At 69.6% G+C, this 20,593-nt stretch carries 14 protein-coding genes and 1 pseudogene; 2 read left to right on the top strand and 13 right to left on the bottom strand.

Going from position 1 to position 20,593, the window contains the following annotated elements; genetic code table 11:
• Positions 1–63: 63 nt before the first annotated feature.
• From BDO18943_RS03870 to BDO18943_RS03860, 3 genes are all read right to left on the bottom strand, one after another.
• On the bottom strand, positions 64–1,380 hold the full coding sequence (locus tag BDO18943_RS03870; RefSeq protein ID WP_175021298.1) for an MFS transporter: 1,317 nt from the start codon (positions 1,378–1,380) through the stop codon (positions 64–66).
• Positions 1,381–1,552: 172 nt separating this feature from the next.
• On the bottom strand, positions 1,553–3,028 hold the full coding sequence (locus BDO18943_RS03865; RefSeq protein WP_175021297.1) for a M81 family metallopeptidase: 1,476 nt from the start codon (positions 3,026–3,028) through the stop codon (positions 1,553–1,555).
• A 186-nt stretch (positions 3,029–3,214) separates the two neighbouring features.
• On the bottom strand, positions 3,215–4,660 hold the full coding sequence (locus BDO18943_RS03860) for a serine hydrolase domain-containing protein (RefSeq protein ID WP_175021296.1): 1,446 nt from the start codon (positions 4,658–4,660) through the stop codon (positions 3,215–3,217).
• Between the two features lie 350 nt (positions 4,661–5,010).
• On the opposite strand from BDO18943_RS03860, the gene BDO18943_RS03855 reads away from it, so the two are divergent.
• Complete coding sequence (locus BDO18943_RS03855; RefSeq protein ID WP_175021295.1) at positions 5,011–6,189, top strand: alpha/beta fold hydrolase; 1,179 nt, start codon at positions 5,011–5,013, stop codon at positions 6,187–6,189.
• A gap of 17 nt (positions 6,190–6,206) precedes the next feature.
• Here the strand turns inward: BDO18943_RS03855 and BDO18943_RS03850 are convergent, their stop codons facing one another.
• The 10 genes and pseudogenes from BDO18943_RS03850 to BDO18943_RS03805 form a co-directional block, all read right to left on the bottom strand.
• Positions 6,207–7,280: a helix-turn-helix transcriptional regulator gene (locus tag BDO18943_RS03850; RefSeq protein ID WP_175021294.1), complete on the bottom strand. Its 1,074-nt coding sequence runs from the start codon at positions 7,278–7,280 to the stop codon at positions 6,207–6,209.
• 208 nt (positions 7,281–7,488) lie between these two features.
• Complete coding sequence (locus tag BDO18943_RS03845; RefSeq protein ID WP_175021293.1) at positions 7,489–8,733, bottom strand: RhtX/FptX family siderophore transporter; 1,245 nt, start codon at positions 8,731–8,733, stop codon at positions 7,489–7,491.
• A gap of 22 nt (positions 8,734–8,755) precedes the next feature.
• On the bottom strand, positions 8,756–10,267 hold the full coding sequence (locus BDO18943_RS03840) for a PepSY-associated TM helix domain-containing protein (protein WP_175021292.1): 1,512 nt from the start codon (positions 10,265–10,267) through the stop codon (positions 8,756–8,758).
• A gap of 1 nt (position 10,268) precedes the next feature.
• Positions 10,269–10,532, bottom strand: coding sequence for a hypothetical protein (locus tag BDO18943_RS03835; protein ID WP_175021291.1), 264 nt, complete (start codon positions 10,530–10,532; stop codon positions 10,269–10,271).
• Positions 10,532–12,760 carry a TonB-dependent siderophore receptor gene (locus BDO18943_RS03830; RefSeq protein ID WP_235995794.1) on the bottom strand — a complete coding sequence of 743 codons (2,229 nt, stop codon included), beginning with the start codon at positions 12,758–12,760 and terminating at the stop codon, positions 10,532–10,534. The genes BDO18943_RS03835 and BDO18943_RS03830 overlap by 1 nt, the downstream gene beginning before the upstream one ends.
• 113 nt (positions 12,761–12,873) lie before the next feature.
• Positions 12,874–14,643, bottom strand: coding sequence for an ABC transporter ATP-binding protein (locus BDO18943_RS03825; RefSeq protein WP_175021290.1), 1,770 nt, complete (start codon positions 14,641–14,643; stop codon positions 12,874–12,876).
• The gene (locus BDO18943_RS03820; RefSeq protein ID WP_175021289.1) at positions 14,643–16,364 is read right to left on the bottom strand and encodes an ABC transporter ATP-binding protein; all 1,722 of its coding nucleotides are present in this window, start codon (positions 16,362–16,364) and stop codon (positions 14,643–14,645) included. The genes BDO18943_RS03825 and BDO18943_RS03820 overlap by 1 nt, the downstream gene beginning before the upstream one ends.
• Positions 16,361–16,555 (bottom strand): annotated as a pseudogene (locus tag BDO18943_RS43040) (oxidoreductase); the annotation flags it as partial. The pseudogene BDO18943_RS43040 and the gene BDO18943_RS03820, both read right to left, overlap by 4 nt.
• A 318-nt stretch (positions 16,556–16,873) precedes the next feature.
• Positions 16,874–17,815 (bottom strand): helix-turn-helix transcriptional regulator, encoded by a 942-nt coding sequence (locus BDO18943_RS03810; RefSeq protein ID WP_175021288.1) that lies wholly within the window; start codon positions 17,813–17,815, stop codon positions 16,874–16,876.
• 378 nt (positions 17,816–18,193) lie between these two features.
• The gene (locus BDO18943_RS03805) at positions 18,194–19,078 is read right to left on the bottom strand and encodes a LysR family transcriptional regulator (protein ID WP_175021287.1); all 885 of its coding nucleotides are present in this window, start codon (positions 19,076–19,078) and stop codon (positions 18,194–18,196) included.
• 84 nt (positions 19,079–19,162) lie between these two features.
• Here BDO18943_RS03805 and BDO18943_RS03800 point away from each other — a divergent pair, with 84 nt between their 5' ends.
• Positions 19,163–20,464, top strand: a complete 1,302-nt coding sequence (locus BDO18943_RS03800) for an aspartate aminotransferase family protein (RefSeq protein WP_175021286.1) — start codon at positions 19,163–19,165, stop codon at positions 20,462–20,464.
• Positions 20,465–20,593 lie beyond the last annotated feature (129 nt).

The raw sequence follows: 20,593 nt of genomic DNA, 5'->3' as shown, positions 1-20,593 counted from the left end.
GCCTTCCGTGCGTGAGTTCGCACGGAAGGCGCGGCAGCGGCGGGAGAAAGGCGTACGGCGGCGTTAAAGCGCCTGCGCGCCGATTTCGCAGTGCGGTTCGAAGCGCGTGCGGAAGGTACGCAACACGAGACCCAGCAGGATCACGCTGAAGACGGCGGCCGGCACGCCGAGCCAGACGATCCCCTTGAGCAGCGCGTACGGCGTGCCGTCGAGGGCATCGGATATCGCGCCGACGGAAGGCACGGACATCGCCTGAAATGCGTAGGTGACGAGCGACGACGTGCCGACGACCCGCCCGCGCAAATGCGGCGGCGCGATGTCCTGCAACAAGGTTGGCGTCAGTGCCGCGCCGGCGATATAGGCGGCGATGATGCCGATCATGCAGGCGAGCAGCATCGCCGCGCTCGTCGCGAACGACAGCATCAGCAGCAGCAACGCGGCCAGCAGCGCCATCGCGCAGCCGATCGCGACCGGCAGCAGCCGGCCCCAGCGCGCGCGCAGGCATCGCACGGCCACCACGCTCGCCAGCAAGCCGAGCGCCGAACCGCCGCCCACCGCGATGCCGCTGTACAACCCAGAGCGGGCGACGTCGACGTGAAAGTCGCGGATCAGCGACACCGGCGCCCAGCCCAGGATTGCCCCCACGTAGAAGGCCGCCATCGCATAGCCGACGATCAGGCACGCCAGCATCGCGCCCGAGCGCCGCCAGTAATGCGCAAGCGTCTCCTGCGCACGTTCGTGCAGGTCGGCCGTGCCGCCGCGCGGCGGATGCCCGACCAGCGCGAACAAGCCCGCGACGACCGGCCCCGGGATCGCGACGAGCAGGAACGCGAGCCGCCAGGGTTCGATCGACAGCGCGTGCGCGAACGGCGCGGCCACGCTGAAGATCGCGCCGGCGCCCGCGATCCCGAGCCCCGCGCCGAACAGCGCGACCGCGAAGAAGATCGTGTTCGCCGCCGTGCGCAGCGCCGGCGGAAACAGGTCCGGCAGCATGCTGTAGACGACCGGCCCGAGCCCCGCCTCGCCCACCGCGAGCGTCAGCGTGCAGAGGAACAGCATCCAGCCTTGCGTGACGAGGCCGCAGAGCGCCGTGCCCGCGCTCCACACGAGCACGCAGGCGACGAGCAGCCAGCGCCGGTCGACCCGGTCCGTCAGCCAGCCGAGCAGCGGCGACGCCAACGCCCCGAACAGGATGGGGCCGAAGCCGACGATCGCGCCCAGGCTGGTGTCGCTGAGCTGGAGGTCACGCTTGAGCGGCTCGACGGCGAGCGTCAGCATCTGACGGTCGGTGATACCGAGTATCGCGGCCAGCGCGAGCACGGCCAGCGCGAACCACGCGCGTGACAACGACGGCGATCCTCCGGTGATTTCATTACGCACGCTGCGCCTCCTGCGCTGACGATGCTGCCTGCCCGGCCGACGCCGGGCTCATTGGCGGCCGGCCGCAAAAGCCAGCCTGCAGACGATAGCCGCTCGACGGCGGCGAAACTTTCGCGGACGGCCGGCATCGTTCAGCCGGCGTCCGCGCGACTGCCCGATGGAACGGGCCGGATCAGACCGCGATTTCGTCGAACGGCCACATCGGGCGCGTCAGGCGTGCGTAATCGTCGACCCTGAAATCGAGACTCAGCGAACCCGGCGTGTCGCAGTAGTAGATGGCGCGCGCCAGCGGGCCGAACAGCGCCTGGAAATGCTGCGTCGACTTCACCACGACGGCCCGGCAACGCCGGAGGTCGACGCCGAGATCGAAAAAGCAGCTCGGGCTGTAGGTCTGCTGCCGGACGGAGTTGACCACCACGAGTACGCCGTCGACGTCCAGCACCGCGGACAGGCCCAGGCCGGGCCCCGGAAACTTGAACGTCTCGTCGTGCTGCGCCAGCCCCTCTTCGACCGCCACGACCCGCGCGACCACGTCGAGCGGGCGGCCCGCGCGCGGGCCGCTCTTGCCGCCGAGGCGCAGCTCGATCGTCGCGCCCACGCCGGCATCGCGCGCGAACACCGCCGCGACGGGATCCCACATCATGCCGATCGCCACCTCGCGCAGCCCGCGCTCGAGGACCGCCTCAAGGATGAAGGTGGAATCGGAGCCGGCGCCGCCGCCCGGGTTGTCGGCCGTGTCGGCAATCACGAACGGTAGGCCCGACGCGTCGGGCGGCGTCGCTTCGATCTCGTCGAGAATGCGTGCGATCGGCAGGCGCAGCGCATGCGTCTCGTCGCGCACGGCCACGAAGCCGCGCGCCAGTTCGCGCGCATGCGTGCGGGCCGCACCGGGATTGCCGTCGCTCACCACCAGCACCCCGGCGCCGGTATCGGGAAAGTCGGACCACGGGAATCCGTGGATCAGCGACACCGACAGGATCCCGTCGCGCCCCTCCCGATCCATCGCGTCCTGGTTGAGTTGCGCCATGCGCGGTTCGGTCGTGAAGAACATGCCGAGCATCGGTACGCGTTCGAAGTGCATCGTCGGCCGGATCTCGCCGCGCGCGGTGCGTTCGGCAAGATCGATCAGGTCGACCGCCCGTTCGTCGAAGTCGATGTGCGGATAGTGCTTGCACGCCAGCAGGATGTCGCCATGATCGAGCATCGCACGCGTGACGTTGGCATGCAGGTCCAGCTCGACACCGATCACGACGTCGGGGCCGACGAGCGCGCGCGTCTTCGCCAGCAGATCGCCCTCGCAATCGTCGTACCCCTGCGCCATCTGCGCGCCGTGCAACAGATACAGCACGATGTCGACCGGCTGCGCGGCGCGCAGCCCGTCCAGGATCTCGTCGCGCAGCGTTTCATAGTCCTGCTTCGAACAGGGCGCGCCCGGTTCGGCGAACGCGAAGATCGATGCGCTCACCTCGTGGCCGCGTGCGCGCGCCTCGCGCACGAACGTGCCGTAGCCGACGAGTTCGTCCGCCTGCCCGTCGGGCACACCGCCGGCCGGACGGTACAGCGTGCGTTCCTCGAACGAGTGCAGGCTGGTAGGAATCGGGGAAAAGCTATTGGTCTCGTGCGCAAGCGCCGCAACGAAGATACGCATGGTCACTCCTGCTCGGGTTTGAAATATCGGTCGACAACACGCGCCCGGACGGGCACGCGGATTTCGCGGTCGCGCCGGCACCTGCCGGCTAACCGTCGATACAATTTGCATGACGAAACAATTTCGTTTCACTGGATCAGGTGGCGTGCACGCGTCGCAGTGGAACGGTGTCCGCCCGAGGGTGCGTCAGCCCTCTCGGCGCAGATAGCGCAGGCGTGTATGCACGCCGTGAGGCCGGTCGCCATCGCCGCGGAAGGACACGAGCGACAGCCGCCCATTGATGCCGCACAGCTGCGCATCGGAGGTGCCTGGCGGCGCGAACAGATCTTCGGCCAGCGGCGCCAGTTCGAGGACGTAGGTCGAGCCGCCGTCGAATGCATAGCGGGTTTCGCCGTCGCCCGTTTCCACGCCGCCGCTCGGCCACAACATGGCCCGCCGGCTATCGGCGTCCATCTCGGTCCAGTACGCTTCGACCGACAGCCGCTCGTTGCCCGCCACCGATGCGAGGCGCATCGGATAGTGCCGATAGCCACCGGCATAACGGGACAGCGGCCGGCTCGACGCCCCGCGCTCGAACGGCATGACGGCCTCGTGCCCGAGGTGCGCGAGCGTCGCGAGCAGCACCTGGTCGTGCAACGCGTTGGCGCCCGGGCCCGTGCCGGCGGTAAATACCACGAGATCGAGTTCGGGGCAGACCGCGAAGCTCGACGTCGTGCCATACGTCGTACCGCCATGCCAGTACACGGTCACGCCGCTCACCGGCACCTTCCACCAGCCGACGCAGATCGGCGGCACGCACGGGCGCCCCGCATCGAAGGTCACGGCCTGCATGGCCGCGACCGTCTCCGGCGCGAGGATCCGCGCGCCGTCGATCGAGCCGCCGGCCAGATGCATGCGCCCGTACGCGAGCATGTCGCGCACCGTCGAAATCGGGGTCGACCCGGCGCCCGCCAGCGACGGCGGCAACAGATACGCACGCGTGGCCTGCAGCTCGCCGCTCGCCGCGTTCGCGAACACGCCCACCGCATGACGATGCAGGATCGCCTGCTCGGCCGACGTGCACGACTCGATCATTCCGCACGGACGAAACAGCGTTTCTTCGAGCACCTGGTTGTACGGCTTGCCGGACAGCACTTCGATCAGCCGCGCGGCAACCACGAAGCCGGCGTTCGAATAGTGGATCGTCTCACCCGGTTCGAACAGCGTCCCGAAACCGGCCAGCCGCTCGACGAAATCGCGGGTCGCGCCCGTGCCGGCTTCGGTCATCGGGCTGAAGCTGTCGGCATCGATGCCGTTCGTGTGATTGAGCAAATGGCGCACGCTCAGGCGTTGCGCGTGGGCCGGATCGGCCAGCGTAAACGACGGCAGATGCGCGACGACCGGATCGTCGAGGCCGATACGCCCCGCCTCGACGTAACGCATCAGCAGGTGCGCCGTCATCACTTTGGTTACCGAACCGATCTGCAAGCGCGTATCGACGGTCATCTCCGCGCCCGTGTTCAGGTTCGCGATGCCGCGCGCCAGTTCGATCTGTTCGCCGCGGTGCCAGACGCCGGCGACATAGCCGGCCGTGGCCGGGCCGGCCACGGCGTTCGCAAGCAGGTCGTCTAGCTGGTGCCTCAGGATTTGCATAGCCGGATTCCATGGTAAGAGGATGGGCGTCGCCGGGCGCCGCGACAGCAAGCGCGGCCGGCACGCATGTCGCCAATGTAACGGCGTTCCACCCTGCATCCTTTTGCCAGCGGCCGGAATGCTTTTGCGTGCGACTGTCGCTCGCGTGCCCGACGCGCGCCGCCACCACCGGTCGCCCGCGTCGCATGCACGCGGCACCGAGATGCGCGAAAGCGCGGAGGCACGCGACAATTCCCCGGCGGACGGCGAAAGCGCGCCGCCAATGCGTCGGGTATGGTGTGAAGTCCATCGGACGGCTCGCCATGACGCGTCGCCGTTTCTTCATGTACTGGCGGAATCGGGGAATTCCAATGTTCAAATGGCTTCCGGCCTTCCTGAGCCGCGACTGGGCGGGCCTGCCCATCGCGTTCGCGATCGGCGTCGCGGGCGCCGGGCTCGCCTGCACCGGCCTGCCCGTGCCGGGCGGCATCCTGCTCGCCACCGGCATCGCGCTCGCGGCCGGCGCGCTCCATCACCTCGCGTACCTGGCCCGCTTGCGCAAGACCTGCCCGCCGCCGGGCCAGCTCGTGGACGTCGGCGGCCATCGCATCCACGTCCTCGCGGAAGGCCGCGCGAACGACCTGCCGCCGGTCGTCTGGATGTCGGGCGCGCACATGGGCGGCCTCGTCCTGCATCACCTGCATCTGGCATTGCGCGACACGACGCGCTCGATCCTGATCGACCGGCCCGGCAGCGGCTGGAGCGACGCCGGCCCGTATCCGCGCTCGACCGCGCGCGAAGCGGAGGAAGTGGCCGAAGCGTTGCACCGCGCTGGCGAACGCGGGCCGTTCGTGTTCGTCGGGCATTCGTTCGGCGGCCTGCTCGTCGCCAACCTCGTGCGCCGCCATCCGCATCTCGCCTGCGGCCTCGTGCTGCTCGACGCAACCCATCCCGACTTCTTCAACTACGCACCGCCGTGCCTGCGCCCCACCGCCATGACGGTGGCCGGCAACCTGAGCGGCCTGCTGCATCTGTTCGGTATCCATATCGATCTCGTCGACGTGCTGGGCCGCCGTCAGCCCGCCGTCAAGCGATTGCTCGAGCTCGTCGAGAGCCGGCTCGCCGAGGCGCTGGCGCTGGGCGCCACGCGCATCGAGATGCATGCGCGTGCCGGCTTCAGCGCCGCGTCCAGCCTCGCCGAACTGGGTGTCGCGCGCAGCCCGCTCGCCGGCTTCGACACGCTGGTTCACGACGGCGAACTCGGCGACCTGCCGGTATTCGTCGTCACCCCGCGCGACGCGTCGGAGATGCGGCCCGAGCAGGCCACCGAGCAACACAAGCTATATCGCCGCATGGGCGTGGACGAAGCCGGCTTCGAGCGCTATCTCGCGCTGATGACCGCGTCGCGCGCCCGCTATGTGTCGACGTCGTCGCGAAGCGAGCTGATCCACGCGCCGGCGGGCGACGGGCACAATTTCCCGTACGAATCGCCGGACTTCGTGGTGCAGGTGGTCGGCCGCATGCTGCGCATGCGCGCGTACGTCGCCTGACGCACGCGCACCGCCGCTCAATCGATGGTCGACACGCGGTCGGCCATCACCGCCCCGCCGCGCGCACGCAACTCGCGCGGCGACATGCCGAAGCGTTTCTGGATGGCGACGGAGAAGCTGCTCGGATGGTTGTAGCCCACTGCATACGCGACGTCGGTGACCGGCACGCCCGGCTCGCGCAGGAGTCGCAGCGCCTGCTGCATGCGCAGCTCGTGCGCGTATTCGTGCACGCTCTTGCCGAGCAGCGTGCGAAATCCCGCGCACAGGCTGCTGCGGCTCAATCCGACCTGCCGCGACAGCACATCGAGCGAAGGCGGTGCCGCAAAATGCTCCTGCAATACCATCTGTGCTTTCGACACCGCACGCCGCGTCATGCGGCTCACTTCGCCGTGGCCGGCTTCGTCGTCGGCGTGGCGCGAGGCATCGGATACCGAATCGATTGCGCGCGCCACGATCTCGAGGCTGCGCCCGTGCAGATAGATCGACCGGCTGCGGCCGTCGAGCGAACAGTCGCCGATGTCCCGCATGCACTCGAACAGCGCCGCTGAAATCGGCCCTGCATGCACGAACGATTCCGTCAGCGTGCCTTCGACGAAATGTCGCAACGGCACCGGTAGCGCCTCTTCCGCGCCGGCATAGAGCGCGCTGAGCGCATTGCGGTGCAGGCAAATGCTCGTCACCTGATGATGTCCGCGCTCGGTCACGTCGCCCGCCGGCATGCCATCGGGCTCGGCGACCAGCACCATCGACGGGCCGTCGAGGCTGATCTCGCGCCCGCCCACCGCATACGACGCCGCCCCGCTACGACCGATGCGGATGCGCAACGTGTTCTGTCCGCGCGTGCGCCGCCGCACCACGCCCGCGAAACTGACGTCGACGGAGGTCATCCAGAAAGCCGGCGATTGCGCGTGAAATTCGGTCTGGCCGTCCGCATACGCGTTCGCATATTCGACGCGATAGTGATGCCCGTTGCCGATCTGTCGGATCACCGTGGACGGGAAGTCCGGCACCGACGGATTCGCGGGCGGCACGGCCAGATCGCGACTCAGCGAATCGTAATCGAGGTACGGGGAATAGAGGTTCTGCAACATCGGCGCGGGACTCCGGTGGCTGCCCGCATCCGGCCCGGAAGCGGGGCGCGATTCTCACGATCGCGGCAACGCTCCCTTATATCAAGCCGGAAAACCCACGCAAAGAACATGTTTACCCCCGCACCCGGCCGCTGCCGGCCCGTCGGCGGACGCGGCCAGCCGAGTCGATGCGCGACGCCGCGGCCCGCCATTCAGCGCTCACGCGCCGCTATGCAAGCACGTCGCCGGCCCCCCCGCGCTGCGCCGCTTCCCGCCGCCGCAGCCGCATCGCGATCAACGCGGCACACACCGCCAGCGCCGCACCGGCCAGAAACCCGCCCGTGTACCCCGCCTTCGCGGTGAGCGACAGGATCGTCGACGACGCGATCAGCTCGCCGAGATCGCGCGTGCTCTGCACGGCCGTCACGTCGGTGCCGGCCTGGTCGCTGCCGCCCGCGAAGCGCATGCCGGCCGTCATGATCGATACCGACGTGATCCCGGTCGCCAGCGACCCGAGTACCGTGCACAGCCATGCCCACGACGGCGACACCGGCAGCCACCCGCTCGCCTGCGCGAACCACAGCAGCGCGGCGGCGCCCGCACAGCTCACGCCGGCCGTAAACGCACGCCACAACCCGAGCCGCCTGACGAGCCACGCGCCGCCGCCGCAACCGAGCACGACCGTCACGATGCCGCCGGCCATCCCGAGTTTCCCGATCGCGTCGAGTGTCCAGCCCGCGTCGTTGAGAAACAGCTTCGACAGGCCGAAGCCCGATACGGCCGTCATCGCCGACAGCAGCGCGAGCGACAGCAGCGACCACGAACGCGGCCGCTTTGCGAAGCGCACGAGGCTCGCGTTGTGTTCGGCCTGCACGCGTGCGCGATCCGCATCGCGCGGCAGCACCCACAGCACGCACGCGAGGCTCGCGAGCGGCACGGCGGCCAGCGCGAGAAACGCGGCGCGCTGGCCGAACAGGCCGATCAGCATCAACGTGCCGGCGCCGCCGCCGAAGAAGCCGATCATCACACCCGCGATCTGGATCGCGTTGATCTTCGCCAGCGTGTCGCCGCTGAAGTGCTCGGCGGCCATCCCGTCGTTCGCGATGTCCTGCGTCGCGCTCGCGAGCGACGCGACGGCCAGCAGGCCGACCGCCCACCCGGCCGTCGCGACCGTCATGCCGATCTGCGCGAGGCTGCCGAGGCACAGCACGACGAGCATCTGCATCGGCAGCATCCAGCTGCGCCTCCGGCCGATGCGCGGCGACCAGCGGTTGTCGACGACGGGCGCCCACAGGAATTTCACGACCCACGGCAAGCCGACCAGCGGCAGGAACGCCAGTGCGTGAAGCGGCGCGCCGTCGTGGCGCAGCAGGGTCGGCATCGCGTCCATCGCAATGCCGATCGGGATTCCCTGTGACAGGTAAAGCAGCGTGATCGTGATGACCAGGCGGCGATGTTCGAGCAGATCGCGCATCGAAGTCTCCAGTTGCATGAAATTAAGAAGGTTCGGCACCGGCCGGCACACGCGCCGGCCGCATCGCATCGCGGCGCGGACGGCGCGCGGCACGCAGCAGCAATACGCCGAATGCGACGAGTGCCACGTCGATCGGCCAGTACACAGGCTCGCCCGCGCCGAGCAGCGCGATCGCGCAATGCACCGCGCCGGCCAGCCCGTACGCGGTGCCGGCCGCACGCATCAGCCTGCGCAGCCAGGCCGCGCGATCGGCCACGCAGGCAGCAAGCGCGACTGCGCCGCCCCACACGGCCCAGAACAACGTTGCGAGCACATGGTCGACGTGCACGCCATCGGGCAACGCACGCCCGGCGAGCAGCAGCACGCCACCCGCGAGCACGAGCCCGCCGCAGGTGCCGACGGCAACCGCGGCCAGCACGTTCGCGGAGCGATCGTGCTGCGCACGCCGCCGCTCGATCCACAGATGCAGCCCCGTCGCGCACAGCGCGCACGCGGCGAGTCCCATCAGGAAATGCACGACGCGCAGCACGCCGCCCATCGCACCCACCCAGCCGTATTGCGCGAAGTGCAGCGGCTGCACCGCGATGAAGGTGCGCAGCCAGAAGCCTCGGCCGCGCGACGTGGCATCCGCGAGCCATTGCCCGTCCACCGCGCGATACAGGTGACGCTCGAACACCGCCGTACTCGGCAGGCCGGCCGTCGTGCCGGCAATCTCGACGCGCGCGTGCGCATCGCCCCAGCCATGCAGCACGACCGCTTCGGACCGGAAATCCGGCATGCGTGCCGCATCGCGCCGCAGCAGCGCATCGAGATCGGGCGCGCGTTGCCACGCGCCGCCGGCTGCGGCAGGTGGCGGCCCGCCGAGCAGTTCGGCAAATGCGCGCTGCGGCTGCCCCGGATACGCGACACCCGCGAGCGACACCGTGCCGAGCGCGCCGAGCCCCGACAACGCGCCGGTGAACGCGAACAGCACGAGCCACGGCGAGCCCCACAGGCCGATCCACGCGTGCAGGTCGAACAGCGCGGCGCGCACCCCCTTGCCGCGCCGGATACGCGCCGCGTCGGGCCAGCGCCGGTGATGCACGATCAACCCCGCGACAATGAGCACGAGCAGCACGATCCCCCACAGGCTGACGAAGATCCGCCCGGGAAAGCCGGCGAACAGCGTCTTGTGCAGCGTGACGAGCAACGCCGCGCGCCCGCCGTCGGCAAGCCGCTCGCCCGTCGCCGGGTCGAGCGCCAGCGTGCACGCCTGGCGCGCGTCGCAGAAACGGATTGCCGGATCGTCCGGTTGCGGCAGCACGATGCGCGCATCGCGCAACGGCACGCCGAGCGCCGCCGCGCGTGCGACGAGTTCATCGAGCGGCAGTGACGGCCGTGCGACGGCGACCGGCGGCGGCCGCCACCAGCCCTGCATCGAATCGGTCGCGAGACTCCAGGTGCCGCTGAACAGCACGACGAACAGCACCACACCGAACAGCGCACCGGCACCGCGATGCAGCGCACGCCAGCGCGAACGCAATGAAGCGTCCATGTCAGCGCCCTCCCCAGAACATCGCGCACGGCACGAGCACCGCGAGCCAGGCCCCCGCGCGCCACACGGCCTGGCGCCGCCCGGGTGCGACGAGCACCCACAGCAGCGCGGCGACGCTCGCGGCAAGCGACAGCAACACGGCCGCATAGAGCCGGTTCAGGCCGTCGGCCGGGTAATGACGGGCCAGCGTGACCGCGAGCGCGACCGCGCCCGGCAGCACGCCGCCGATCGCGAGCGCCGCCCGCGTCCCCCAGCCGCCCGCCATCAGAACTGCCCGCGCACGGTCAGCATCACGTTGCGCGGTTCTCCGTAACGGTTGTTCCAGCCGGGCTGGCTCAGGCTCAGGTAGTACTTGCGGTCGAACAGGTTGTTGACGTTGAGCGCCGCGCTCCAGTGCTTGTCGTAGCGGTAGCCGAGCCGCACGCTCGCGAGCGCGTAGCCGCCCTGGCTCAGCGTGACGCCGTTCGCCTGCGCCGAGTAGTTGCTCTGCACCTGCACGCCGCCGCCGACGCTCCAGCGCCGCTCCTGCCACGGCAGGTCGTAGTTGGTCCACAGCCGGAACAGGTGGCGCGGGTTCAGCAGCGGCGCGAACGAGCCCGCGTTCGCGAGGTTGTCGGCATAGCTCATCGTGTCGTACGTGTAGCTCGCCCACACGCTCCACCACGGCGTGATGCGGCCGTTCGCCTCGAACTCGAAGCCCTGGCTGCGCACGCTGCCGCCGTTAACGTAGTAGCAGTTCGGCCCCGCGCACGGATGCGCGAGATCGACCTGCGGGTTGTTGTCGAGATCGATGCGGAACGCCGCGAGCGACACGTTCAGCTTGCCGCCCGCCAGCTCGCCCTTCACGCCGGTCTCGTAAGTGCGCCCCTTCACCGGCGTCAGGATGCCGCCGCCCCACATCGACTTGGTTTGCGGCTGGAACACTTCCGCATAGCTCGCGTACCACGACCAGTCGCGCGCGAAATCCCAGATCAGCCCGCCGTACGGCGTGAACTGGTGGCCGGTGTTGTAGTGCGCGCCGAGGCTGTCCTGGTTCCACCAGCTCATGCGGCCGCCGAGCACGAGCGTGACGGGTTCCGCGAGCTTGATGCGGCCGAGCCCGTACACGCCCTTCTGCGAAACGTCGTTCTGCTGCGACTGCTGGTACGGGCCGACGCCCGGCTCGGGCACGCTGTCCGGGTTCCAGCGGTACACGTTCACCGGCGTGCCGGACACGTCGCCGAGCAGTTGCGCCGACATCTGCCCGCTGCTGCTGTTCGCGTAGGTCACGCCGAACATCAGGTCGTGCGTGAGCCCGAACGCATGCACCGGGCCCTGCACGTTCGCATCGAGGCTGCGGCTGTAGGTGCTGAACCGGTACGCGCCGCCCGTCAGCGCGCCGCCCGCGCCGGTCGCCGGATCGATCGCGCCGAACGAGCCCGCGTACTTCAGGTCGGAGCGCACGCTCTGGTATTCGCCGCTCACCTTCGCCTTCCAGCCGCCGCCGAGCTTCTGCTCGACCGAACCGAACGCGCGCGTCGTGTCCCAGTCGAAGGTGCCCCACGCGGTGTCGAGGAACGTCGAGCGCGACAGCCCGAGGCTCGATCCGTCACGCGCCATCGGCACGCCGGACATGTCGGGCACCGATCGGGTCGTCTGGTACTGCGCGCCGAACGTGAGCAGCGTGTCGCGCGTCACGTCGACTTCCGTGACGCTGTAGATCGACCGCGTATCCTGCTTCGCGTGATCGTAGAAGAAGTGACGATCCTCGTAGGCGGCGACGAGCCGGCTGCGCACGGTGCCCGCCGCATTGAGCGGCCCGCCGATGTCGGCTTCCGCGCGATAGCGGTCCCAGCTGCCGACGCTCACGCTCGCATTCGCGGCGAACTGGTACTGCGGCCGCTTGCGCACGAGGTTGACCGTCGCGGCCGGGTTGCCCGAGCCGTGCAGCAGGCCGTTCGCGCCGCGCAGGATTTCCACGCGCTCGTACACCGACATGTCCTGCGGCGCGCTCGCCATGTCGCCGATCACGATCGGCACACCGTCGAATTCGAACGAATCGACCTTGAACCCGCGCACGAAGTACGCGGTGGTGAGCAGCACGTAGGGCTGCACCGTCACGCCCGCCGATTGCTGCATCACCTCGTCGAGCGAGTACAGGTTCTGCTGGTCGATCCGCTCGCGCGTCGTCACGCTGACCGACTGCGGAATCTCCCGCAACGCCAGCGGCATCTTGCCGACCGTCGCCACCGACGGATCGTCGGCCACGCCGCGCGACGCGGTCACCGAAATCGCTTTCAGCTCACCCGCGGCGGGCTTCACGGCGGTCGCCTCTTCCTTCCGGACTTCCGTGCCAGCTGCCGACGCCGGCACCGTATCGGCGAACGCCGCCGCCGGATGCGCGGCGATCAGCAAGCCGAGATACAGCGACGGACGCCAGCGCCCTCGCCCGAAGCGGGCGACGCACGCGCCCTTCGTCTTTGATCTCCCAGGTTCCAGCACCTCGTACCGCATTCACGCCCCCGTATTTGATAATCATTCTCATTATCAAATAGAACCGGCGGGCGATTTTTCGATCGAGGGGCTTTTCCTATCGATTCCGGGCACGCCGGATCGCATTGTTCACGTCAGTGCGCGGATTCGGCCGGCCGGGCATCCGCGTCCGTATCCGCATCGGTGAGCGGGACCGAGTCGGGCGGCCGCCCGGCGCGGGCGAATGTCGCGTACCACGCATCGGTCTCGACCAGCTGCGCATGCGTGCCGGTCGCCCGCACCCGGCCCCCGTCGAGCACGACGATCGTGTCGGCGGCGGCCGCGAGCGCCGGCTGGTGCGTGACGACGACGCGCGTGCGCTGCCCGCGCAGCGCGACGAGACTGTCGCGCACGCGACGCGCGCTCAGCTCGTCGAGGCTCGCGGTCGGCTCGTCGAACATCAGCACCGGCGCACGCGCCAGCAGCGCGCGCGCCAGGCACACACGCTGACGCTGCCCGCCCGACAACAACTGGCCGCCCGGCCCCACGTCGGATTCGAGCCCGTCCGGCAATCGCTCGGCGTCGCGCAGCAGGCCGACCGCGTCCAGCGCGGCGCGCAGTTCGTCACTGGACGCGTCCGGCCGGCCCATCCGCACGTTCCACGCGAGGCTGCCGCGAAACAGCCCGTTATCCTGGAACACGAGGTTGCGCGTCGCGGCGAGCGTCGCCTCGCTCAGGTGCCGCACGTCGGTGCGGCCGAGCAGCACGCGCCCGGCGTCCGGATCGTCGAGCCGCGCGAGCAGGCCCAGCAGCGTGCTCTTCCCGGCCCCCGTAGGGCCGACGATCGCGACGAAGCCGCCCGCCGGGCAATGAAGGTCGACGCCGTCGAGCAACGTCGCGCCGGTGGCCGACCGGTAGCCGACGCGAACCGCGTCGACACTCGCATCGTGTACCGGCGTGCCGCGCTCGGGGCTGTCGAAACGCGGCGCGTGCAGCACCGCGAGCACGGTGTCGAGCGCGCGCCAGCCGCCGCGCAGCGCCTGGTCGAGCTGCGTGAGCTGCGCGAGCGGCTCGATGAAGCGCACGAGCAGCACGAGCACCGCCACGGCCGTCGCGGCATCGAGCCGGCCGGTCGAGACGGCCCACGTGCCGCCGACCAGCATCGCGACGAACACGCCCTGCACCGCGCCCGCGAAGCCGAGTTCGATCGGCAGCGAGCGCCGCATCAGCGCACGCGTGCGGCGATGCTGCTCGTCGAACGCGTGCTGCAAAGCCGCGCGCGCGTCGCCTTCCTGGCCCGCGAAGCGCAACAGCCCCTGATGCGCGGCGAAGGTCTGAAGCTGCACGGCCATGTCGCGATCGCCTGATGCGCGCGATTGCTCGAACGCGAGCGTGCGGGTGCCACCGCGTTCGAGCAGCGCGAACAGCAGCACGGCCGCCGCCGCAAGGCACAGCGCGATGCGCCAGTCGATCCATGCGAGCCCCGCGACGACTGCGAGCGGTGTCACGACCGCGCCGATCAACGGCCCGAGCAGGTGCGCCGGAATCCCCATCGCCTGCATGACCGGCCCGCGCAACAGCCCGGCCGGATGCGTGTCGCGCACGGCCTGCCACGACGCGATGCGCGGCAGGTGCCGCACGAGGCGTTCGACGAGACCGGCCGCGAGCGCGCCGCCCGCGCGATAGCCGCCGCGTTGCGCGACGTACAGCACGAGTGCGTGGCACAGCGTCAGCGCGCCGAGCGCGATCGTCCAGTGCAGCACGGCCGCGTGCACGCCGGCGAACCATGCGCGGATCAACGGCACGAGCAGCAACCCGCAGGCGCCGTCGAGCAACGCGGCCGCCACCGCCCAGCCGGCGCCGCGCCACAGTGCGCGACGCGTTTCGGATGGCAAGCACTGCAAACGTTTGAGCGACTTCATCATCAGGCGGCCTCCCCGCCCGCGGCGCCGCGTTCGCTCCATAGCCGCGCATACAGCCCGCGCGCGGCCAGCAGCGCCGCATGCCTGCCGCGCTCGACGATGCGGCCGCGATCCATCACGAGAATCTGGTCCGCATGCCGGATCGCGTCGAGATCGTGGCTGACGATCACGCGCGTGCGCGCGTCGCCGCGCAACGCATTGCGCAACGCGCGCCCGGTTTGCGGATCGAGTGCCGAGGCCGGTTCGTCGAGCAGCAGCACCGGTGCGCGCGACAGCAGCGCGCGCGCAATCGCCAGCCGCTGCAGTTCGCCGCCGGACAGCCGCACGTCGCGCCCGCACACGCAGTCGTAGCCGCCCGGCAACGCGTCGATGCGTTCGTCGAGGCAGGCTGCGCGCGCGGCTGCGCGAATCGCGTTGCGATCGGCGTCCGGCCGGTAAAGCGCGATGTTCGTCGCAATCGACGCGTCGAGTGCGGCGGCCTGCTGGAACACCATCGCCACCTGCTCGCGCCGCGTATCCGACGCGAGCCGCCGCAGATCGGCGCCGCCGAGCCGCACCGTGCCGCGGTCCGGATCCATGAAGCGCGCGAGCAGCATCAGCAGCGTGCTCTTGCCCGCGCCCGATGGCCCGACGATCGCGGTGGTCGTGCCGTCCGCGATCGTCGCGTCGATATCGCGCAGGATCGGCGCGCCGTCGATGTCGATACTCACGCCGCTCAGTTCGACCGACGCGTCGCGTGGCACCTGTGCAGCGCCATCGACTGGCTCGGGCAAGCCAGGCTGGGCGAGCAACGCATCGAGGCGTGCGGCGGCCGCGCGCGCTTCGCGCAGTGCGTCGGCACCGTGGCCGAGCGCACGCACCGGCGCGGCGACTGCCCAGATCAGCAGCGCGAACACGCACAGTTCGCCGACCGGCTGACGGCCGGCCGTCAGCCACGTCGCACCGAATACGACCCAGGCAAGCAGGAATGGCGTGCCGAGCAGCACCTGCGTGCAGGCGCCCGGCCCGCCGACGCGGCCGACCCACGCTGAAAACGCCTGCTCGAAGCGCCCGGTCGACGCCAGCGCGGCCGCCTCGATGCCGGCGCCCGGATACTGCCGCACGAGCGCCGGGTTCTGCGCGAGCTGTGCGTAATCGCCCATCAGTTGTTCGAGCGCCGCGTTGCGCGCCGCGACGGCCGGTGCGAACCGCACTGAACGCATCCAGCGGAACAGCGCGGCCCCCGCGACGAGCGGCACGAGCGCCCATGCGAGCAGCACGGGATTCAGGTAAAGCAGGCATGCGAGCGCTGCACACGGCACGACGATCAGTTGCGTGAGGTCGGCCGGCGCATGCGCGACGAGTTGGTGCAGCGCGCGCACGTCCTGGTCGACGTGACGCGCGACGCGATCGCTGCCCGCGCGCGCAAACCAGCCGAGCGGCAAGCGCTGCAGATGATCGGCGAGGCGCCTGCGCAAGCGATCGGCGAGATCGGCGTCGACGCGATGCGTCAGGTGCAGCGCGATCGTCTGGCCGCCCAGCCAGCCCGCACCGGCCACCACGGCCGCGATGAGCCAGCCGCGTGCCGTCGCGTCGAGCTGCGCCGTCGCGCGCCACGCGTCGGCGACCCGGCCGAGCGCGAGCCACGGCACGAGCGATGCGACACCCGCCAGCGCCTGCAGCACGACCGCCGCCGCGAGCGGCACCGCGAACGGCCGCAACATCGAAAGCAACGGCCCCTTCATGCGGCACGCTCCAGCAGCATGCCGAGCCTGGCCGCGCACGCGTTGCCCGGCAGTTGCTCCGGAAAGCCGAGCTGCGTGGCCAGGTGCCGCCAGACGCGCGTCACGTCGCTGCTGCGCGGGTTGCACGCCTGCAGCCCTTCGCCCGACACGAGCCGATCGACCGCGCGCACGGCCGCCTGCGGCCGGCTGCGCGTCGGCAGGCACGCGAGTTCGGCCATGCCCGGTGTATGCGCGACGCGGCTGAAGCGCGGTGCGCGGACCGTTTTCCGCGAACGGGCGAGCGGCAGCGCCGCGATCATCGCGACGAACGGCGAGCGAAAGGTAATGGGAGAAAAACAGGAAGGACCGGAATGATCGATTCCGGCATCGACAGCGGTCTGGCTCATGAGCACGCCTTGCATGGGTCGTTCGATGGCGGATCCGCTCGGCGGCGGCCACCCGTGGATGAAAATCTATCTCACCCACACCCATGAGCACGGTCGATTGTTTTAGGCTGCCGGTCAGTTGCTTTAGATTGCCGCGCGCGCCAGTTCGACGTCGTCAATCGCGTTCGACGACGCACGAATATCGCTCGGCGAAATCCCGTAGCGCTTGCGGAACGCAATCGAAAAATGCGCGGGGCTGTAGCCGACACGGTACGCGACGGTCGACACGTTCGCGTCCTCCGCGCACAGCATCGCGTGTGCGGTCCGCAACCGGTATTCCTGCAGGTACGCATACACGCTCGCGCCGAACACCTTGCGGAAACCGGCGGTCAGCTTGCGCGAATTCATCCCGACGCGGCCCGCGAGCGCGTCGAGCGTCGGCGGCTGCTGCAACTCGCGCGTCAGGATGTCGCTCGCCGCATACACGCGCTCCACGTCCGACGACGTGACGCGCACGTCGGCCGGCGCGAACTGCCGCTGCGTCGCCAGCAACTGCGCGCTCAGCGCGGTCAGCTCGAAGGCCTTGGCCTTCAGGTAGTACTCGCGCACCGCGCCCTCGAACTGACACGTTGCAATCTGCACCGCAAGCGCCTGCAGCGCCTTCGACGCCGGGCAACTGACGATGCGCGGATCGCTGCCCGTCGGCGCGAGCATCGTCTCCGGCAGCAGGCTCAGGTCGCGGTCGAGCGCATCGACACCGAGCTGCACGATCGTGTAACGCAACGGCATGTCGCGATCGTAGATCTGGTGCGTCGTGAATTCGCCGTCGTTGGCGATCACGCACAGGCCCGGCCCCTTGATGCATTGCTCGGGCTGGCCCGGCACGCGGCAGCGCAACTGCCCGCTCTGCACGAGGACGAGCTTCAGCCCTTTTTCGAGCGGCTCCTCGTACCAATCGCGGCTGTCCGAACACAGCGTGCCGCTCACGAGTTTCATGCCCGCATCGATGTGCATCACGCCCGGATGATTACCGGGGACGAGCACCGGCGGATGACGTCGTGACGAAGCGAAGGAGGTCGAGTTCATCGGAGGTCCGTTGGTTAGGCGGCACGCGCAGCCCGGCGCGCGCCGGCGGCAACCGGCCGATGGTCCGGCCGGGCCGGGGCCGCACGACAGGCGCCCGATCGAATGAAATGGCCGCGACATCGAAAGAAACGACGCGGTCGCGGCACTTGGCGCAAATGATAATACCTCTCATTTACATTTTCTGACAACTTGCCGGGACCCCGGGTCGGTGCGTGCAATCCTCCGGTCCTCCGTGGCGCCGGCCGTCCCGGTCAGGTTGTCGGGCAGGCAGCGCGATCCACGTGCGCGATGTAGCGGCGGTGGCCGATGCTCGCGACTCGGCAAAGATATCGGCCTCGTCGACGGTCGAGTGATCCGTCATCGCGGCGGCCGCGTGGCTCACAACAGCGGCAGGGTGAGCCGGATATGCTCGGCGAACGCCGCCGTCAGATGCGACGGCCGCTTGCGGTCGAACCTCAGCGCAATGCCCACGGCCGGCAACGGCGGCAAGCGCGGATCGCCGGTGACGATCGCCAGGTCGGCCGGCACCGCCGTCTGCGTCATCACCGCGAACGCCTGCCCCGAACGCACCAGCGCGATCAGCCCCGCGAGACTGCTGCTCGCATACGCGACGCGGTAATCGCGGCCGGCACGATCGAGCGCATCGCAGGCCGCGACGTGATCGAGCGTGTCGCGATCGGACAGCGCCAGCGGCAACGGATCGAAATGCGCGGGTTCGAGCCCCGGATAGCCGATCCAGACCAGTTGCTCGCGGCGAATGATGTCGTCGTGCTCGCCATCGTCCGGCAATGAAATCATCGCCAGGTCGACCGCGCGTTTCTCCAGCTGTTCGACGAGCCGCGGCGTCGGCCCGCATACGACTTCGACGATCGCCTGCGGATGCTGGCTCGAAAACTGCCGCAGCAGCGAAGGCAGCCAGACCTCCGCGTAATCGTCCGGGCACCCGAAGCGGATCGTCCCCGACAACCCCGTGCCGCACAGGTCGGCCATCGCCTCGTCGTGCAGCCGCAGGATGCGCTGCGCATGCACAAGCAGCCGCTCGCCCGGATGGGTCAGCACCACGCCGCGCCCGGTGCGCTGGAACAGCGGCTGATCGACGACCTCCTCGAGCCGCTTCATCTGCTGGCTGAGCGCGGATTGGGTCCGGCCGACCCGCGCAGCCGCGCGGCTGAGCGCGCGCACCTCGGCGATCACAACGAACGAGCGCAGCAGGTCGATTTCGAGCGAAAGTGCCAAGGTATTAGCTCCTTTTCTACCTTGCATAAGAACTATTCGTTTCCATCAAATCAGACGCGCGCCTAGACTGCAAGCGCCCCCTGTTCCCTGCCCCTTGTCTGGAGACGCCCGATGTCCCTGAACGACGACCCGACCTTCTGGCGCAACGCCAGGCAGCACCTGGTCCGCTACGGCGGCACGTTCGAGCCGCTGATCATCGAGCGCGCGAAAGGCAGCTTCGTGTACGACGCGGACGGCCGCGCGATCCTCGATTTCACGTCGGGCCAGATGAGCGCGGTACTCGGCCACAGCCATCCGGAGATCGTGTCCGTGATCGGCGAATACGCGGGCAAGCTCGACCACCTGTTCAGCGGAATGCTGTCGCGGCCGGTCGTCGACCTCGCGACGCGCCTCGCCGACATCACGCCCGCCGGGCTCGATCGCGCGCTCTTGCTCAGCACCGGCGCGGAATCGAACGAAGCGGCGATCCGGATGGCGAAGCTCGTCACCGGCAAGTACGAGATCGTCGGCTTCGCGCAGTCGTGGCACGGGATGACGGGCGCGGCCGCGTCGGCCACGTACAGCGCCGGCCGCAAGGGTGTCGGCCCGGCCGCCGTCGGTTCGTTCGCGATTCCGGCGCCGTTCGCGTACCGGCCGCGCTTCGAGCGCAACGGCACCACCGACTTCCTCGCCGAACTCGACTACGCGTTCGACCTGATCGATCGCCAGTCGAGCGGCAACCTCGCGGCCTTCATTGCGGAGCCGATCCTCAGTTCGGGCGGGATCATCGAATTGCCGGAAGGTTATATGGCAGCGCTCAAGCGCAAGTGCGAGGAACGCGGGATGCTGCTGATCCTCGACGAGGCACAGACCGGCGTCGGGCGCACCGGCACGATGTTCGCGTGCCAGCGCGACGGCGTGACGCCCGACATCCTGACGCTATCGAAGACGCTCGGCGCCGGGCTGCCGCTCGCGGCGATCGTCACGTCCGCGCAGATCGAGGAACGCGCGCATGAACTCGGCTACCTGTTCTACACGACGCACGTGTCGGATCCGCTGCCGGCGGCCGTCGGCCTGCGCGTGCTGGACGTGGTGCAGCGCGACGGACTCGTCGCACGGGCGAACCTGATGGGCGACCGGCTCCGGCGCGGCCTGCTCGACCTGATGGAACGCTTCGACTGCATCGGCGACGTGCGCGGACGCGGGCTGCTGCTCGGCGTCGAGATCGTCAAGGATCGCCGCACGAAGGAACCGGCGGACGGGCTCGGCGCGAAGATCACGCGCGAATGCATGAATCTCGGGCTCAGCATGAACATCGTGCAGTTGCCCGGCATGGGCGGCGTGTTCCGGATCGCGCCGCCGCTGACGGTCAGCGAGGAAGAGATCGACCTCGGCCTGTCGCTGCTGGAGCAGGCGATCGCACGTGCGCTGTAGCGGCGTGCGGCAACGCCCTGCCCCGCTGCGGCACGTTCCGCTGCGGCACGTTCCGTCGCGCCGGTTCGACGGCCTGGCGCGACGGAAACGAGATCCGGATTCCCGATCGATCGACGCGCTTCGGTGTCG

This window comes from Burkholderia aenigmatica, assembly GCF_902499175.1.
GTDB classification, from domain to species: Bacteria; Pseudomonadota; Gammaproteobacteria; order Burkholderiales; family Burkholderiaceae; genus Burkholderia; species Burkholderia aenigmatica.
Note: the sequence above shows the minus strand (reverse complement) of the source record. Positions and strands in the feature narration are given on the sequence as shown.

What these genes read in the sequence shown, in the direction of transcription:
- BDO18943_RS03865 (WP_175021297.1), bottom strand. Translation starts at nt 3,028, where the DNA reads ATGCGTATCTTCGTTGCGGCGCTTGCGCACGAGACCAATAGCTTTTCC.
- BDO18943_RS03860 (WP_175021296.1), bottom strand. Translation starts at nt 4,660, where the DNA reads ATGCAAATCCTGAGGCACCAGCTAGACGACCTGCTTGCGAACGCCGTG.
- BDO18943_RS03855 (WP_175021295.1), top strand. Translation starts at nt 5,011, where the DNA reads ATGTTCAAATGGCTTCCGGCCTTCCTGAGCCGCGACTGGGCGGGCCTG.
- BDO18943_RS03850 (WP_175021294.1), bottom strand. Translation starts at nt 7,280, where the DNA reads ATGTTGCAGAACCTCTATTCCCCGTACCTCGATTACGATTCGCTGAGT.
- BDO18943_RS03845 (WP_175021293.1), bottom strand. Translation starts at nt 8,733, where the DNA reads ATGCGCGATCTGCTCGAACATCGCCGCCTGGTCATCACGATCACGCTG.
- BDO18943_RS03840 (WP_175021292.1), bottom strand. Translation starts at nt 10,267, where the DNA reads ATGGACGCTTCATTGCGTTCGCGCTGGCGTGCGCTGCATCGCGGTGCC.
- BDO18943_RS03835 (WP_175021291.1), bottom strand. Translation starts at nt 10,532, where the DNA reads ATGGCGGGCGGCTGGGGGACGCGGGCGGCGCTCGCGATCGGCGGCGTG.
- BDO18943_RS03830 (WP_235995794.1), bottom strand. Translation starts at nt 12,760, where the DNA reads ATGCGGTACGAGGTGCTGGAACCTGGGAGATCAAAGACGAAGGGCGCG.
- BDO18943_RS03825 (WP_175021290.1), bottom strand. Translation starts at nt 14,643, where the DNA reads ATGATGAAGTCGCTCAAACGTTTGCAGTGCTTGCCATCCGAAACGCGT.
- BDO18943_RS03820 (WP_175021289.1), bottom strand. Translation starts at nt 16,364, where the DNA reads ATGAAGGGGCCGTTGCTTTCGATGTTGCGGCCGTTCGCGGTGCCGCTC.
- BDO18943_RS03810 (WP_175021288.1), bottom strand. Translation starts at nt 17,815, where the DNA reads ATGAACTCGACCTCCTTCGCTTCGTCACGACGTCATCCGCCGGTGCTC.
- BDO18943_RS03805 (WP_175021287.1), bottom strand. Translation starts at nt 19,078, where the DNA reads ATGCAAGGTAGAAAAGGAGCTAATACCTTGGCACTTTCGCTCGAAATC.
- BDO18943_RS03800 (WP_175021286.1), top strand. Translation starts at nt 19,163, where the DNA reads ATGTCCCTGAACGACGACCCGACCTTCTGGCGCAACGCCAGGCAGCAC.